This window comes from Patulibacter sp. NPDC049589 (genome assembly GCF_040675535.1).
Classification (GTDB): Bacteria; Actinomycetota; Thermoleophilia; order Solirubrobacterales; family Solirubrobacteraceae; genus Patulibacter.
Genome location: NZ_JBFAPC010000006.1, coordinates 18,365 through 33,122 on the forward strand (window position 1 = coordinate 18,365; position 14,758 = coordinate 33,122).

Below are 14,758 nucleotides of genomic sequence, written 5' to 3' on the forward strand. Positions count from 1 at the left end.
TCTACCGCCGATGGCCCCGACGCTGCGTGGCGGCCGCATACACGCGCGGATGTCGCCCGGCTCGGGCCGCCGCGGGGGCTCGGGCGCGGACCCGGACCGCGGGGACGGGCGGCGGGAGCACGGAGCGACGCCCGGGCGGGGAGGGCCGCTAGGCGAAGACGATGGACAGCACGCGGAACATCACGAGCGTCACGAGCACCGCGGTGAACGTGAGCATCGCCAGCAGCAGCAGGTAGCGCAGGCCGCGGCGCCGCTTGACGGCGTCGAAGGCCCGCTCGGCCTCGCGTCGCTCGACGTCGCGCAGCATCTTCTCGCGTTGACGCTGGGCGATCTGAGTCTCGCGCGCGAGGCGGCGCTCGAGTTCGTCCATGGAGCCGCCGGGGCGTTGAGGTGCCGCGCTCACGTCCCCGAGGGTAGAGCATCCCCACACCTGCCCCACAGCCCGGCGCGCCGCTCCCTGGCCCGTGCCTCCAGCGTCCGGAGCCGCGGCGCGTCGGCCCCGTTGGGCGCGATCGCGAGCACGCGGGCGTACCCGTCAGCGATCAGGCGCTCGCTCAGGGAGCGCTTCCAGCCGTCGGGGACGAGGGCCGCCAGGAGGCGCCCGTAGGGGTCGACGCGCTCGACGTCGAAGCGCAGCCGGACGAGCCGGCCGGTCGCCCACGCGTGGTTGCGGTGCGACGCCTCGGGCCCGAAGCACTGGACCGGTTTGTCCGGATCGACCGACTCCGGCGTGTCGATCCCGAGGTAGCGGACGGTCACGAGGAAGCGGCCGCGCGCGTCCCGGACCGCGACGCGCGCGGTGTCGCCGTCCACGGTGCGGACGACCCGGGCGCGTGCTCCGGGAGCGGTGAGGGCCGCGAGCGCCCGCGCGGCGTCGCCCCGCCCGGCGGGCGCGGGGACGGGCCAGAGGCGGACCGCGGCCCAGCCGCCGGCGAGCGCGGCGACCGCGACGACGAGCGCCGGGGGCGGTCCCGGGCGGTGCGTTGCGGTGCGCATGCCCGAGGTCTACCGGCGGTAGGGCGCCGGTCCGACGGCGGGCACCGTCGGCACGGGGTCGGTTGTCGACCGTCACACAACGGCGCAGACGTCGTGCGGACGTGGGTTTTTGGGGTACCCTCCCCGTCTCGCCGTCCGATCCAGCTGCCGGATCCGGAGCCGAGGACCCCCCGATTGACGAAGCCGGTCCCCACCAGGACCGTCGGGAACCCAAAGCAACGAGAAGGACCACCATGGCTGTTCAGACCGCATCGACGATCGACCGCGTCACGGAGCTGCTCGGCGACGACGCCGACTCGCTCCTCGGGCACAAGTCCACGACGATCGACGCCTCGCAGCTGCACCTGCCGGGCCCCGACTTCGTCGACCGCATCTACTCGGCGACCGACCGCAACAACCGGACGCTGGTCAACCTGCAGCGCCTGTTCGACAACGGCCGCCTCGGCGGCACGGGCTACGTGTCGATCCTCCCGGTCGACCAGGGCATCGAGCACTCCGCCGCCGCGTCCTTCGCGCCGAACCCGGCGTACTTCGACCCGGCGAACATCGTCGAGCTCGCGGTCGAGGGCGGCTGCAACGCCGTCGCCTCCACGCTCGGCGTCCTGGGCTCCGTCTCGCGCACCTACGCGCACAAGATCCCGTTCATCGTGAAGCTCAACCACAACGAGTCGCTCACGCTGCCCGAGACGTACGACCAGATCCAGTTCTCGTCGGTCCAGCGCGCGTACGACCTCGGCGCGGCCGCCGTCGGCGCGACGATCTACTTCGGCTCGCCGGAGTCGGACCGCCAGATCATCGAGATCGGCAAGGCGTTCGAGGAGGCCCATCAGCTCGGCCTCGCGACGATCCTCTGGTGCTACACGCGCAACTCGGCCTTCAAGGCCGACGGCGTCGACTACCACACGGCCGCGGACCTCACGGGCCAGGCCAACCACCTCGGCGTCACGATCGAGGCCGACATCATCAAGCAGAAGCTGCCGGAGCTCAACGGCGGCTTCAACGCCATCAAGGTCGGCAAGACGCACCCGCTCGTCTACTCCGAGCTGACGACGGACCACCCGATCGACCTCACCCGGTACCAGCTGGCCAACTGCTACATGGGCCGCGCGCCGCTGATCAACTCCGGTGGGGCCTCCGCCGGCGAGAGCGACCTCGCCGAGGCCGTCAAGACGGCCGTCATCAACAAGCGCGCCGGGGGCGCGGGACTGATCTCCGGCCGCAAGGCGTTCCAGCGCCCGCTCGCCGACGGCGTGGCCCTGCTGCAGGCGATCCAGGACGTGTACCTGGATCCGCAGATCACCATCGCGTGATGTTCTCCGGGGCGCTGGGACGGCCTTTTTCGCCGTCTCGCACGGCCCCGGACCGCCGCGGAGGCGCGATCCTTCGCGGTTCGCTGCACCCCGGGCTCCCCGTCAGCCTACAATCGGTCTGATGGCGGGCCAGGCAGAGCTGTTCACGGTGTGCAGCAGCTGCGGGCAGCAGGTCTCGACGTTCGTGACCGAGTGCCCGTACTGCGGCACGCGCCTGCGCCAGCGCGCCCCGCGCCTGGATCGCAAGGACGGCGATCTCGAGGCCCTGCTGCGGCTCCCGACGCTCGAGCCGGACCGCAAGCTCCGCGAGCGCGGCGATGACGACGACGTCGTCGTCCCGCTGAAGAAGCGCCGCCGCACGCTCGCCTCGCGCGTGCCGAAGTCGTCGACGGCCCGCCCGCGCAAGCGCCCGGGCCGCCCGGCCAAGCGGAAGAGCTCGTACGCCACGGAGGGCAAGGCGTACGCGACGTTCACGATCGTCCTGCTCGCCCTGATCGCCCTGCCGGTCGAGGCGCTGCTCTCCGCCAACGACCTCAAGCTGCTCGACGGCTCGCCGATCTGGCACGCCGTCACCGCGGCGCTGACCTACGGCAACACCTGGAACGCCCTGGCCGTGCTGACGACGTTCGGCGTCTTCGGCTGGCTCTGGGAGCGCCGCGCCGGCTGGATCGGCACCGCGGCGGTCCTCGTCGCCTTCTTCGGGGCCGGCGTCGGCGGGCTGCTCGTGGACCGCGCGGCGGATCCGGACGTGATCGCGTTCGGCGGCGCCGGCAGCGCGATCGCGCTCGCCGTGGCGTGGATCGTCTGCGAGGTCCGCGATCGCCGCGCCGGCCAGTCGCTGGACGGCGACCTGATGGGCGCCGGCGTGCTGCTCGCGGTCCCGATCGCCACGACGGCGCTGACGGCCGAGACCGTCCCGACGTCGATCGCCGTCGGCCTGGCGGTCGGCCTGGTCCTCGGCGGCGTGCTCGCGCTCACCAAGCGCTGAGCTCCGGGAGGGCGCGCGGGCCCCGGCCCGTGCATCCCGGGTCGGGGCTCGCGCGGCGCACCGGCACGGGGCGTCGGCGGGGCGGCGGGCGGCCGCCCGTATGCTCCGTGACGTGTCCGAACGCCCCTACACCGCGGAGCAGGTGGACCTCGCCGTCCGCGAGATCAGCGAGCCCGGTCGACTGCGCCGCGCCGAGGAGATCGTCACCCACGCGGTGCCGAACCTCGAGCGGATCATCGACGGCGCGCTGCACGACGGCGGCTGGTTCAGCCAGGGCCACGAGCAGCAGGTCGGCCAGGCCGCGAACGAGCCCGACCCGAAGCTGCGCGAGGCCCGCCTCCACGCCCTGGTGGCCGACGAGTCCCGGCTCGCGATGCTCGTCGGCGTGACCGTCGGCTTCGCCCTGGCCCGCGAGCTCGCGGCGCCGGGGACGGCGGCGGCAGAGGCCGACCCGGACGCGTCCGATCACGACCCGAACGGAGCACCCCCCGCATGACCACGCTCACCTTCCTCGGCCAGTCGGCCGTCCTGCTGGAGTCCGGCGGCACCAACCTGCTCGTCGACCCGTTCCTGACGGGCAACCCGAAGGCCACGGTCTCGGCCGACGAGGTCCCGGCCGACCTGATCCTGCTGACCCATGGCCACGGCGACCACCTCGGCGACGCCGTCGCGATCGCCAAGCGCACCGGCGCCCCGGTCGTCGCGATCGTCGAGGTCGCGGGCGAGCTGGCGGAGGAGGGGATCGACGTCGTCGACCTCAACCTCGGCGGCACCCACGAGTTCGACGGCGGCTGGGCGCGCCTGGTGCCGGCCTGGCACACGGGCCTGACGCCCAAGGGCACGCCGCACACGCCGGGCGGCCTCGTCATCAACCTCGGCGGCAAGACGATCTACCACCTCGGCGACACGGCGCTCTTCAGCGACCTGGCGCTGCCGTCCAAGCGCGACGCGCTGGACCTGGCGCTGATCCCGATCGGCGGCCACTACACGATGGACCGCCACGACGCCGTCGAGGCCGCGCGCCTGGTCGCCGCCCCGCACGTCGTGCCGGTGCACTACGACACGTTCCCGCCCATCGAGGCCGACGCCGGCGCCTTCAAGCAGGACGTCGAGGACGCGGGCATCGCGAAGGTGACCGTTCTCGCGCCCGACGGCTCGATCGAGGTCTAGGGTCCCCCCATGGCGTCGTCCACCGCAATCGTCCTCGTCCAGGCCGACCGCCGGTTCCTCGGGGACCTGGGCGAGCGCCTGGCCGACCTCGAGGGCGTGGCCGAGGCCTACTCCGTGACCGGCGACTGGGACTTCGTCGCCATCGTGCGGTTGTCGCGCCCGGAGGACCTCGCCCGCGTCGTCACCACGGGCATCGCCCGCGAGGAGGGCGTCGAGCGGACGCAGACGCTGATGGCCTTCGAGGCCTTCAGCCGCCACGACCTCGACGCCTTCTTCGACGTCGGCGGCTGAGCCGCAGCGGCGGCTCGTCGCCGCGACGCGGTCGGTACGCTCGCCTGCGTGCCGATCGCGCGCCCCGAGTACGGACCGTCCCTCAAGGACGTCGCCGGTCCGCGCGTCGCGGCGATGCGCCGGCCCGCCCGATGGGCGGTCTACGCCTCGCCGCTGATCGTCGCGCTGATCGTCGGCGTCGTCCTCCTGATCCGTGCGACCCCGCTCACGCAGGCGGTCGTCCGCGGGCCGCTGACGTTCAACACCCGCTACGACAGCCGGATCGCCCGCGTCGCCGCCGGCCCCGGCGAGCTCCTGCACCTGCGGACGAAGTCCGGCCCCGGCCGCGGCGAGGAGCACCTCGTCTTCCGCGACGCCGGTCCGCCGCCCACGCGGCCCGAGCCCGCCGGCGGCCCGATCTCGCAGCTGGCGCTGCGCATGATCCCGCTGGTGGACGACATGCGGGCGAAGCTCACCGGCTTCCAGATCCGCTCCGCCGGCCGCGTCAAGATCGGGCGCGACTACGGCGGCTGGCTCGTGCGGTACCAGTTCCGCCGCAAGGTGGCCACGAAGCCGACCGAGCCCGCCCGGACGTTCTTCGGCGTCCGCGTGCTGCTGCTCCCCGACCTCGCCGGCACGACCGAGCGGGTCCTCGACATGTCCCTGCAGAGCCAGCGCTCCCAGGTCGTCGGCAACATCACCGAGGCCGGCGGCAACGGCCCGATGCGCACGCCGTTCTACGGCGTCGCGTTCGGCACCGAGAAGCCGTAGGCCGTAGGGGCGGGTCCGCGGCCGGGGTTCGGCACCGCGGATCCGCAAGGCGGGGGCCGACGGCCGGGAGGTCGCGGGGACGGCCGTCGCCAAGAGGCCGTGGTGCGGGCCTCTCGACGGGCGCCGCGTGGCCGGCCCGCGACCGAGGCGCCGTGGGGCGGCCCTACGGGGTGACGGGCGTCGACGGCAGCGGCGTGACGGGCATCTGCCCGCCGGCGCCGGGCGTCGGCTTCGGGGCCGGCGGCGCGGGGGTCGAGCTCGTCGCACCCGGGGTCTTCGGGGCGGTCGTCGTCGCGGCGGGCGGCTTCGGGGCCGTCGTGCCGGGCGCGGGCGTCGAGGGCGTCGTCGGCGTGGTCGACGGCAGCGTGACGGTCTCCTCGCCGGTGTCGGCGGGGACGGTCGTCGTCGTGGGGGAGGGGGCGGTCGGGACGGTGCTCGGGACCGTGGTGCCGGTCGTCGCGATCGTGCCGGTGCCCGTCGTGGACGTCGTGGTCGTGTCCGTCGTGGCGGCGGTCTTCGTGGTGTCGGTCGTGGTCGCCGACGCGATGCGGTCGGTCGTCGTCTTCGCGGACGCCATCGCGGCGGGCATGCCGCCGGTCGCCGTCGGGGTCGTGGGCGTGGCCTTCGGCGTCGTGGCGACGCGGACGCTCGGGGCGGTGACCGGCGCCGCGGCCCGTGTGGCGGCCCGGACGTTGATCGCCGCGGAGCCCGAGTCGTAGCGGCTGCGGGCGGAGTCGACCTCGACGGCGCCGGCGGTGAAGATCGCCGCGGCGGCGAGGCCGGCGGCGGTCTTCGACGCGATCGCGCTGACGCCGGTGGTCAGGACGCCGCCGGTCACGGAGCCCGCGGCGACCGAGCTGACGGCCGCGCCGCCCGACGCGCCGGCGCCGGCGGTGGCGTGGGCGAGCAGCTTCTTGACGAGGACGAGCGGGCCGATCGGGAAGATCGCCTGGAGCGTGCGGTTGTTCGCCTTCAGGTGCGTCTGGAACGCGGCGCAGCGCTCGCACTCCTTGACGTGGCGGCGGACCGGCGGGGAGATGCGCGCGAGCGTCTCGGAGACCTCGCCGAGCTCCTCGCGGACCTCCTCGCACGTCAGGTTGCGGGCCTCGGAGGCCTCGGCGAGGGCGACGCGGGCGCGAACCAGCAGCGACTTGACGCTGGGCACCGTGGTGTCCATCGCCTCCGCGATCTGGTCGTAGGAGAGCGCGTCGATCTCGCGCAGCAGCAGCGCGGTGCGCTGCGTCTCGGGCAGCGCCTTGACGTCGCCCAGGAGCTCGCGGAACTCCTCGCGGCGGTGCGCGGTGTCCGCGGCGGAGATGCCGTGGTCGGCCATCCGGTCGTCGAGCGTGTCGACGCCGATCGGCTGGATCTTCCGCAGGTGGTTCAGGCACCGGTTGCGGGCGATCCGGTACAGCCATGGCCGCACGTTGATGGCGCGGTCGTCGCCGATGATCGCGTTGAACGCGTTGGCGAAGACCTCCTGCAGGACGTCCTCCGCGTCCTCGCGGCTGCCCAGCATGTGCCGGCAGAACGCCAGGAGGCGGGACTGGTAGCGCTGGACGAGGGTCTCGTAGGCCGCCTGGTTGCCGCGCCTGGTGAGCGTGACGAGGCGCTCGTCGCCCTGCAGGCGCAGGAGCGTCGAGGGGCCTCGGAGGGCGGGGGCGGTGTCGAGTGCGGAGACTTCCATGGGGGTGCGAGAGGTCCTGGGGGACGTCCTCTCGGATGGTGGAACACGGCCGATCCCCCGGAGTTGCGCCGGGCCGAGGACCGCACTTCCGCGCCCATCGGGGCTCCTCAACGGTACCCGGGGCCGGTAAAGGGCCGAGAAACGCCGTTCGCGGGGCTCGGGGACCCCCGGTCGGCCGTCCCGAGGGTGGCCGGTCGCACGGGGGAGACGCCCGGTCTCCTGGGACAATGGCGCCCGTGCTCCGGCGCCCCCTCCACGAGCTGCATCGCCGCCTCGGCGACCGGTACCCGGCCGTGGCGCTCGTGCTGGTGCTCGTCCAGGCGCACGCCGTCGTCCTGGCGGCGGTGCTGATCCTCACGCGGTTCCTGGCGCTGCCTTCAGGCGGCCTGCTGCTGCTCATCACCACCTCGCAGGCCCTGACGCTCGCGGAGAACGTCCTCGTGATGGCCACGGCGTGGTTCTACCTGCGGCCCCTGCGCGCGTGGGAGCACCACGAGGGGGACGACGACGAGCAGCCCGGTACGGCGTCGGCCCGCGCCACCGAGGCGTGGCGGGCGCTGACCCGGTTGCCGCTCCGGCTCGTGGGTACCGGCGCCGCGGTCCGGACGCTGATCTGGGCCACCGTGATGATCGTCGCGATCTGCCTGGTCGCGGACCTGAACCTGTGGCCCAGCGGTGCTGTCCTGGTCCTCGCCGCGACCGTGGTGCTGCTGGCCGGCGTGCTGATCCGGTACCTGGAGGTCGAGCTCGTCCTGCGACCGGTCGTCGAGGCCGTGGCCCCGGGGCTGGACGACGACGCCCCGCTGGACCGCTCGCTGTCCCTGCGCTGGCGGCTGCTGGTCGGCGTGCCGCTGATCACCGTCGTCACCGGAGGCGTGGTGGCGAGCTTCAGCACCAGTAACCGGGACCTCTCGGACTTCGGGATCGGGATCGCGATCGCGCTGGCGTCGAGCGCCACGATCGCCCTGCTGCTGTCCGCCCTGCTGGTGCGCAGCTTCGTGGCGCCGCTCGACGAGCTGCGCGAGACGACGACCGCGATCGCGGGCGGCGACCTGGACCGGCCGGCGGTGATCCTCGCGGGCGACGAGATCGGCCGCCTGGCGCGCCAGGTCAACATCGGCCTGCGCGGGCTGCGCGAGCGCGACCGCCTGCACGAGGCGTTCGGCACCTACGTCGACCCGGCGATCGCGTCGCGCGTCCTCGACGAGGGCCCGCAGCTGGCGGGCACGGTGATCGAGGTGACCGTCGCGTTCATCGACATCCGCGGGTTCACCTCCTTCGCCGAGCAGTCGACGCCGACCGAGGTCTTCGGCGTCCTCAACGAGTTCTACGGCGTGATCGTGCCCGTCATCGAGCGCTACGGCGGGCACGCGAACACCTTCCAGGGTGACGGGCTGCTCGCGGTCTTCGGCGCCCCGACCGAGCTCGAGGACCACGCCGACCGCGCCGTCACGGCGTCGATCGAGGTCGCCCGCGCCGTCCGCCAGCACTTCGGCGGCGACCTGCGCCTCGGCATCGGCATCAACAGCGGCCCCGTCGTCGCCGGCACCATCGGCGGCGGCAACCGCGCGGCGTTCACCGTCATCGGCGACCCGGTCAACACCGCCAGCCGCGTCGAGCAGATCACCCGGCAGACGGGCGACGTCGTCCTCTTCACCGAGGAGACCCGTCGCCGGCTGAAGCGCGACCACGGCACGATCTCCGCCCGGCCACCCGCCCCGGTGCGCGGCAAGCGGATCCCCGTCCGCCTGCACGCGCCGCTCCTGGGCGGCCGCGTGGAAGACCCGCTTCCGACCCTCGAGGACGGCCTGGGACGGCTGCTGGAGCGGCCGGACGCGGGGCCGCCGGGGCGCTAGAAGTCGCCCGTCGCCGCAGCGATGATCGCGCCGCGGAGGATGTCGTGCTCGGAGACCTCGCACTCCTGCACGCCGAAGGCGCGCAGGACGACGGAGAGCAGGATGCAGCCGGCGACCATCGTCGGGGCGCGGTCGGGGTGGAGGCCGACGACGGTCCGTCGCTCGGCCTCGTCCATCTGGGCGAGGCGGGCGGTCAGCTCGTCGACCTGGGCGAGCTCCAGCCGGTAGCCGTGGGTGCGGTCGGGGACGTACTCGTCGTACTCCTCGAGGATCGACGCGGCCGACGTCGGGGTGCCCGCGACGGCGATGACGGTGCCGACGCGGCGGGCGACGTCCTCCGGCAGCGCGGCGGCGAAGATGCTCCGGGCCTCGTCGGCCAGCGCGGTCAGCTCGTCGCCGTCCGGCGGGTCGTGGCGCAGGTGACGCTCGCCCTGGCGCACGACGCCGGCCTGGGTGGTGACGACGAACTCCGGGTCGCCGCCGACGTGGCCGACCACGAGCTCGGTGCTGCCGCCGCCGATGTCGACGACGGCGACGGGCCGGTCCTCGGGCGCGCGGCCGCCGGTGGCGCCGAGGAACGTCAGCTCGGCCTCGCGCTCGCCCGGGATCGTGCGCGCGTCGATGCCGAGGGCGCGGACCCGCTCGGTCAGCTCGGACCCGTTGGCGGCGTCGCGGACGGCGCTGGTGAGGACGCCGACGGTGCGCTCGACCTCGTGCTGGTCGAGCAGGACGCGGACGGTCCCGAGCTCGGCGAGGACCCGGTCGACGGCGGCGCCGTCGAGCCGACCGGTGCGGTCGACGCCGTGACCCAGGCGCGTGACGGTCGCGCGGTGGACGATCTCGGTCATCCGCCCCTCGGTGTCGATGTCGGCGATCAGGAGACGGGTGGAGTTCGACCCCAGGTCGACCGCGGCGAGGCGCATCGGCGCAATGTACCCGGGGGCCGGTTCGCCGACGGGGTCGGCGGGCCGGGGAGCCAGCCCCGCCGTCCGGTCCCTTCCGGTGAACGGGGTTCCCGGGACCCGGGGCCCCGGTGCGGACGTGTCCGCGGCCGGCCGGCTGCGGTGGCCCCGGAAGGCGCCACCGCGCCGTCTCTCCCCAGGGGGGGAGAGACGCACTCCGACCGGTAGAGCGGTCGTCCAGCCGACCCGTCCGGTCGGGGGGAACTCGTCCGACGACCCGCGTGACGGCATGGGTTACCGCCGGTAGGATGGTCCGGCCGACGACCCTCGTCCCGCACCCTCCGATGTCGAAGCCCACGATTCCCAGCTCCCTCCCCAAGACCGCCAGCACCGCGCGCAAGGCCGTCGTCAAGGCCGGTGCGAAGGCCGGCAAGGCGGCCGGTCGTGCGACCCGGCAGGCGTCCCGCGGGCAGTCGCGCCCGCGCGCCGCGCACCTCGGCCCGGAGCGCCGGCGGCCGATGATCCTCGACGCCGCGTTCGGCGTCTTCCTGGAGAAGGGCTACGAGGGCGCGTCGATGGAGGAGATCGCCCGCCGCGCGGGGGTCTCCAAGCCCGTCGTCTACAGCTCCTTCGCGGGCAAGGACGCCCTCTTCGGCGAGCTCCTGCGTCGCGAGGAGGAGCGGATCCTCCAGGCGATCGCGACCGCCCTGCCGACGGAGCTGGACGAGGACGACCTCGAGCCCCTGATCACCGAGGCCGTCTGCGCCTTCCTGCAGGCCGTCGTCGAGTCGCCCGAGTCGTTCAAGGTCGTCTTCCTCGGCGCCGGCGGGTCCGACGCCAACATCACCCGCCGCGTCCAGCGCGGTCGCGAGCGGCAGATCGACCAGATCTCCGCCCTCGCCGAGCGCTGGATCGAGCGCCAGGGCATCCCGAACGCCGAGGAGGAGGGCCGGCTGCACGGCTATCTCTTCGTCGGCATGGCCGAGAACGCCGCCCGCGCCCTCGTCGCCGAGCCGGACCGCTGGACCCCGCGCCAGCTCGCGGTCCACATCGCCACGATGATCATGAGCAACTATCGGGCGATGCCGGCTCAGGACCGTACCTGAGGGATCGGCCGGCGGCCGACCGCTTCGGAGGCACGACGTGTCCGGCCCCGTAGTGGCGCGAGCCGGCACCGCTGACGCGTCGGGTGCGGGTCGGGTGCGGAGTTCAGGTCTTCGGCGGAAGGCTCCCGACGACCGCGACGCCACGACGTACCCACGACGCGAGCGCATCCTCGTCGCGGATGACGCGGGCGTCGACGAGCAGCCAGCCGTCCATCTCCCGCCCGCCGTCGAACCCGGCAGGCGTCGCTTTGCCGCGCGGCCCCACGACGGACCGCGTTCGTCGCGCCGGCCGCGACCGCACGGCGCGCGTCGCGGACCCACCCGCACGTCACGAAACCGGCCGAGTCGCTATCTTTCTGTGTCCGCCGCGGGGTGGAGCAGTCAGGTAGCTCGTCGGGCTCATAACCCGAAGGTCGCAGGTTCGAATCCTGCCCCCGCTACCTCCGAAGTAGTGACCAGAAGGCCCTCCTCACGGAGGGTCTTCTCGTTCTCGGGGGGACTCCCGGCCGGGTCGGTCGCCGAGGAGGCTGAGCGCTGGGTGTCGGTCGCTGCGCGAGCGCGTCGAGAGTGGCGTCGATCTCGGCGGTGAGGAGGTAGAGGTCGGTGCCGGTGGGGTCGTCCGGGTCGAACGGGTGGAAGCCGAGGCGCTCCCCCCACGCGCGTGCCCGGTCGTGGAGGGTGGTGGCACGACGGCTCGGCAGGTGGCCTTGGTGTGCAGCTCGGCGGCGGTGGCGAGGACGTGGGCGACGAGTGCGGGTCGTTGCGGTGCACGGCGCCACGGACGGTGGGTGGCCGTCCGACGATCCCCAGCGTCGACCGGAGCACCGGGAGCGGCATCCGCCCTACCGAACCGGCCGCCTCACGCGCACGGTCAGCGTCTTCTTCGTCTTGCCGGACGTGACGACGACCTTGTAGGTGCCGCGCTTCAGACGTTTGCCGTGGACCTTCGTGATCGTGCGCCGGAAAGGGCCCTTCTTCGCCTTGTAGCGGAGGATGCCGAGGGCCTTCTTCGCGCCCCGGCGGGTGACGGTGACCGACACGGTAGCGGCCTTGGCGAGCGTCAGCTGGAGGCGGAAGCCGCGGGTCGCGGCGACCGCCTTGGCCGCGCGGAAGGCGAGGGCGGGCCGCTTCGTGCCGGCGCTGCTGCCGCCGCCGGCCGGCGGGGCGCCGGTTCCTCCCGGGGCGCCGCTGCCGGCGGGCGGGCCGGTCCCCGCGGCGGCCGCGACGTCGAACGGGGCCCAGGAGGCGATCGCGCCGGGCACGGCGAGGCGCGGCTGGAGCTCGCAGGTCCCGCCGTTGGCCACCGGTGCGGGGGAGACGTAGGTCCCGGCCGGGCTGTCCCAGGCGATCTGGGTGCCGTCCGGCGACCATCGTGGCCGTCCGCCGCCCGTATCGTTGCTGACGTAGCCGTCCAGCGCGCAGAGGAGCTGCGGGCTCGGGTCGGTCGGCGCCGCGCTGCCGACGGACATCTCGGTGTACGAGTACAGCTCCAGCCGGTGGGGTTGCACGCCGGTGCCGGTCGCGGGCGCGAGATCGAGCAGGAGGCGCGTCTGGGTGGGGTGGAAGTCGAACCCGGCGAACGCATACGGGCTGCCGACCGGCAGCGCGATCCACGAGTCCATGTGGCTCGCGTCGTTCTGCCAGACCGAGAGCGTCCCGCCGTTGATGCCCGCCAGCCGCGCGTCGGGGTGGCGGAGCCAGTGCGGCTCGGTGAGGTAGTCGTACGACGGGTAGGTCGACGTCCCGACGGTCGGGCTGTTGCGGGCCACGAGGCGCACCGAGGGGGTCGGCGAGCCGCCGAGGCAGTTGCTGGAGCCCTTCCAGTACTGGACCGCGACGAACGTGCCGTCCGGTGAGGTCGACGTGCGGAACGGGCTCAGCCCACCGCAGATGCCGTACCGCTCGAACAGGAACGGCCCCTGGCGGACCGCACCGTCCTGGCCGAGGACGACGAAGGACGAGTTGCCGCTGTCGTCGCCCTTGCGCAGGAACGCGGTGATGCCACCGTCGTCGGCGACCGACACGCCCTTGTAGCCGTTGTCGGCGTCGGCCGCGTGCGTCACCTTCCGCACGTCGCTGCCGTCTGGCCGCGCGATGGCGACGTCCCCGCCGCTGTCGACGAAGACGAGGCTCGCGGCGCGGGCGGCCGGCGCGCCGGCGAGGACGCACGTCGTTGCCAACAGGGCGATGAGGGATCGGCGCACACGCCCGATCCTGCCCGGGCGGGCGCCGGTCGGCATCGGTGAAACCACCGGTATCGCCGCGTGGATCACAGCGGCCGCGTGCGGGCGGCGCGCCCGGTGACGCGGAGCGGCGTGAGCCGCCACGTGTACCGCAGCGCGCCCGTGATGCGCAGCCTCCCGCTGGACGCGAGCGGCGGGAGGAAGCTCTCGGACGGCGTCAGCGTGCAGTCGATCGGCACGTCGGCGGTGATGACGAACGCCTTCGGACGCCGGCGCACCAGCCGCGGGTAGAAGCGGCCGCGACGGAAGTACGAGGCCAGCCCGAGCTCCGGCGCCCCGCGGCCCGTGTCGAGCGCCGTCGCGTCGGGGCAGGCCGGCGTGTCCAGCCCGCCGTCGAACGATCTCTGGGCGACCGAGCGATACGTCGGGCACCGGCTCTCCCCGTCGGCCCCGATGAACCAGGGGTGGAGCAGCTCGCCCGTCAGCGCGGCGTCGTTGCGGGTGACCCCGTCCGTGACGCCGAAGCCCATCAGGAGGTCCAGCGTCGCCTGCCGCGCTCCACAGCCGTCGATCGGCGCCACGTCCGTCACGGCGTCCCAGGGGTCGCAGGCGCGCACGGCGTCGGTGAACGTCCCGGCGATGCTGACGGCGACCGGGAAGCGGACGTGATCCTCGATCTTCGGCCCGCCACGCGGACGGTAGGAGAGCGTGCGCATCCCGCGCGTCCGGCCGGCCCGCCGGAGCACCTGGACGGTGGCCATCCGGTAGGGCCGCGGCGAGGCGAAGGTCAGCGAGAAGCTGCCGCCCCCGCCGACGTCGCGCGTCGGGCCATCGGGGATCTCGGACGTGCACCGCGGCGGATCGGCGTGGGCCTCGGCCGTCCAGGAGAACGCCTGCCGGCCGGAGACGGTCGCCATCCACGCGACGTCGACGCGGGTGGTGTCGCGTCCGGCCGCCGCGGCGCCGGCGGGTGGGGCGGCCGCCACGAGAGCCGCCAGGAAGAAGAGCATCGCCCGCATCCCCGTACCGGTACCACGCCGACCCGGCCGTCCTCATCAGGGGAAGCACCGAACCGCGGCGGCCCGTGGTTCTCCCGATGCGGCCCGCCACCCCGCACTCGATCATCGAGTGGTCCCCCCGTCCGGCTCGTCCTGACCATCCTCGCCGCCGTGGGACTCGCCGCCACGCTCGCGGGCCCTGCATCCGCCACCCAGGTCGCCTACGTCGACGACGGTCAGGTCCGGGTGTCGTCGCTCGACGGCGCGCAGAAGCGGTCGTTGTCGGGGCCGTCACCGGACGGGAAGCAGTGGACCGAGGTGACCCAGGGGGACGACGAAGGCGTACCGCAAGCGGCTGTCGTCGCTGCGCCGCAAGACGCTGACGATCATCGTCACGTCCGGTGGCCGCACCGCCACCGTCAGGCGCACGCTGCGCTGAAGAGGCGGGGTGCGGCCCAGTGCTCGGAGTCGGCTCGGGAGTGCGCGCAGGCCCGGCGGGCGCCCGTCCGCTCGTCGGCCGG

14 protein-coding genes and 1 tRNA gene are annotated in these 14,758 nt (G+C 74.0%); 9 read left to right on the plus strand and 6 right to left on the minus strand.

All coding sequences use genetic code 11. From position 1 onward, the window contains the following. Positions 1–148: 148 nt before the first annotated feature. Positions 149–403: a hypothetical protein gene (locus AB0L40_RS02070; protein WP_364348411.1), complete on the minus strand. Its 255-nt coding sequence runs from the start codon at positions 401–403 to the stop codon at positions 149–151. Continuing rightward, the gene (locus tag AB0L40_RS02075; RefSeq protein ID WP_364348414.1) at positions 400–996 is read right to left on the minus strand and encodes a thermonuclease family protein; all 597 of its coding nucleotides are present in this window, start codon (positions 994–996) and stop codon (positions 400–402) included. The genes AB0L40_RS02070 and AB0L40_RS02075 overlap by 4 nt, the downstream gene beginning before the upstream one ends. Before the next feature lie 233 nt (positions 997–1,229). Between AB0L40_RS02075 and AB0L40_RS02080 the strand changes: the two genes are divergently transcribed. The 6 genes from AB0L40_RS02080 (at position 1,230) to AB0L40_RS02105 (ending at position 5,505) form a co-directional block, all read left to right on the plus strand. Beyond that, positions 1,230–2,306, plus strand: a complete 1,077-nt coding sequence (locus AB0L40_RS02080; RefSeq protein WP_364348417.1) for a class I fructose-bisphosphate aldolase — start codon at positions 1,230–1,232, stop codon at positions 2,304–2,306. Between the two features lie 121 nt (positions 2,307–2,427). Continuing rightward, complete coding sequence (locus tag AB0L40_RS02085) at positions 2,428–3,294, plus strand: zinc ribbon domain-containing protein (RefSeq protein WP_364348420.1); 867 nt, start codon at positions 2,428–2,430, stop codon at positions 3,292–3,294. Between the two features lie 112 nt (positions 3,295–3,406). Next, entirely contained in the window at positions 3,407–3,790 is a 384-nt protein-coding gene (locus tag AB0L40_RS02090; protein WP_364348423.1) for a hypothetical protein, read from the plus strand. Continuing rightward, positions 3,787–4,464: a metal-dependent hydrolase gene (locus AB0L40_RS02095; RefSeq protein WP_364348426.1), complete on the plus strand. Its 678-nt coding sequence runs from the start codon at positions 3,787–3,789 to the stop codon at positions 4,462–4,464. Before AB0L40_RS02090 ends, AB0L40_RS02095 begins: the two co-directional genes overlap by 4 nt. 9 nt (positions 4,465–4,473) lie before the next feature. Next, positions 4,474–4,755: an Lrp/AsnC ligand binding domain-containing protein gene (locus AB0L40_RS02100; RefSeq protein WP_364348428.1), complete on the plus strand. Its 282-nt coding sequence runs from the start codon at positions 4,474–4,476 to the stop codon at positions 4,753–4,755. A gap of 48 nt (positions 4,756–4,803) precedes the next feature. Further along, positions 4,804–5,505 carry a hypothetical protein gene (locus AB0L40_RS02105; RefSeq protein WP_364348431.1) on the plus strand — a complete coding sequence of 234 codons (702 nt, stop codon included), beginning with the start codon at positions 4,804–4,806 and terminating at the stop codon, positions 5,503–5,505. A gap of 163 nt (positions 5,506–5,668) precedes the next feature. On the opposite strand, the gene AB0L40_RS02110 is transcribed toward AB0L40_RS02105, so the two are convergent. Continuing rightward, the gene (locus AB0L40_RS02110) at positions 5,669–7,192 is read right to left on the minus strand and encodes an RNA polymerase sigma factor (protein ID WP_364348434.1); all 1,524 of its coding nucleotides are present in this window, start codon (positions 7,190–7,192) and stop codon (positions 5,669–5,671) included. 236 nt (positions 7,193–7,428) lie between these two features. Between AB0L40_RS02110 and AB0L40_RS02115 the strand changes: the two genes are divergently transcribed. After that, positions 7,429–9,048, plus strand: a complete 1,620-nt coding sequence (locus AB0L40_RS02115) for an adenylate/guanylate cyclase domain-containing protein (protein WP_364348437.1) — start codon at positions 7,429–7,431, stop codon at positions 9,046–9,048. On the opposite strand, the gene AB0L40_RS02120 is transcribed toward AB0L40_RS02115, so the two are convergent. After that, positions 9,045–9,971: a Ppx/GppA family phosphatase gene (locus AB0L40_RS02120; protein WP_364348440.1), complete on the minus strand. Its 927-nt coding sequence runs from the start codon at positions 9,969–9,971 to the stop codon at positions 9,045–9,047. The two genes, AB0L40_RS02115 and AB0L40_RS02120, sit on opposite strands and share 4 nt — an antisense overlap. Positions 9,972–10,294: 323 nt before the next feature. Here AB0L40_RS02120 and AB0L40_RS02125 point away from each other — a divergent pair, with 323 nt between their 5' ends. Beyond that, on the plus strand, positions 10,295–11,056 hold the full coding sequence (locus AB0L40_RS02125) for a helix-turn-helix domain-containing protein (RefSeq protein ID WP_364348443.1): 762 nt from the start codon (positions 10,295–10,297) through the stop codon (positions 11,054–11,056). A 366-nt stretch (positions 11,057–11,422) separates the two neighbouring features. Continuing rightward, positions 11,423–11,496 (plus strand) — tRNA-Met (locus tag AB0L40_RS02130). A 402-nt stretch (positions 11,497–11,898) separates the two neighbouring features. Here the strand turns inward: AB0L40_RS02130 and AB0L40_RS02135 are convergent. After that, a complete protein-coding gene (locus tag AB0L40_RS02135) occupies positions 11,899–13,260 on the minus strand; it encodes a hypothetical protein (protein WP_364348446.1) in 1,362 nt (453 codons plus the stop codon). 65 nt (positions 13,261–13,325) lie between these two features. After that, complete coding sequence (locus AB0L40_RS02140) at positions 13,326–14,249, minus strand: hypothetical protein (RefSeq protein WP_364348449.1); 924 nt, start codon at positions 14,247–14,249, stop codon at positions 13,326–13,328. Between the last annotated feature and the right edge of the window lie 509 nt (positions 14,250–14,758).

Excerpts from the sequence above, each read along its gene's own strand:
- AB0L40_RS02075 (WP_364348414.1), bottom strand. The coding sequence starts at position 996 with ATGCGCACCGCAACGCACCGCCCGGGACCGCCCCCGGCGCTCGTCGTC.
- AB0L40_RS02080 (WP_364348417.1), top strand. The coding sequence starts at position 1,230 with ATGGCTGTTCAGACCGCATCGACGATCGACCGCGTCACGGAGCTGCTC.
- AB0L40_RS02085 (WP_364348420.1), top strand. The coding sequence starts at position 2,428 with ATGGCGGGCCAGGCAGAGCTGTTCACGGTGTGCAGCAGCTGCGGGCAG.
- AB0L40_RS02095 (WP_364348426.1), top strand. The coding sequence starts at position 3,787 with ATGACCACGCTCACCTTCCTCGGCCAGTCGGCCGTCCTGCTGGAGTCC.
- AB0L40_RS02100 (WP_364348428.1), top strand. The coding sequence starts at position 4,474 with ATGGCGTCGTCCACCGCAATCGTCCTCGTCCAGGCCGACCGCCGGTTC.
- AB0L40_RS02110 (WP_364348434.1), bottom strand. The coding sequence starts at position 7,192 with ATGGAAGTCTCCGCACTCGACACCGCCCCCGCCCTCCGAGGCCCCTCG.
- AB0L40_RS02120 (WP_364348440.1), bottom strand. The coding sequence starts at position 9,971 with ATGCGCCTCGCCGCGGTCGACCTGGGGTCGAACTCCACCCGTCTCCTG.
- AB0L40_RS02125 (WP_364348443.1), top strand. The coding sequence starts at position 10,295 with ATGTCGAAGCCCACGATTCCCAGCTCCCTCCCCAAGACCGCCAGCACC.
- AB0L40_RS02140 (WP_364348449.1), bottom strand. The coding sequence starts at position 14,249 with ATGCTCTTCTTCCTGGCGGCTCTCGTGGCGGCCGCCCCACCCGCCGGC.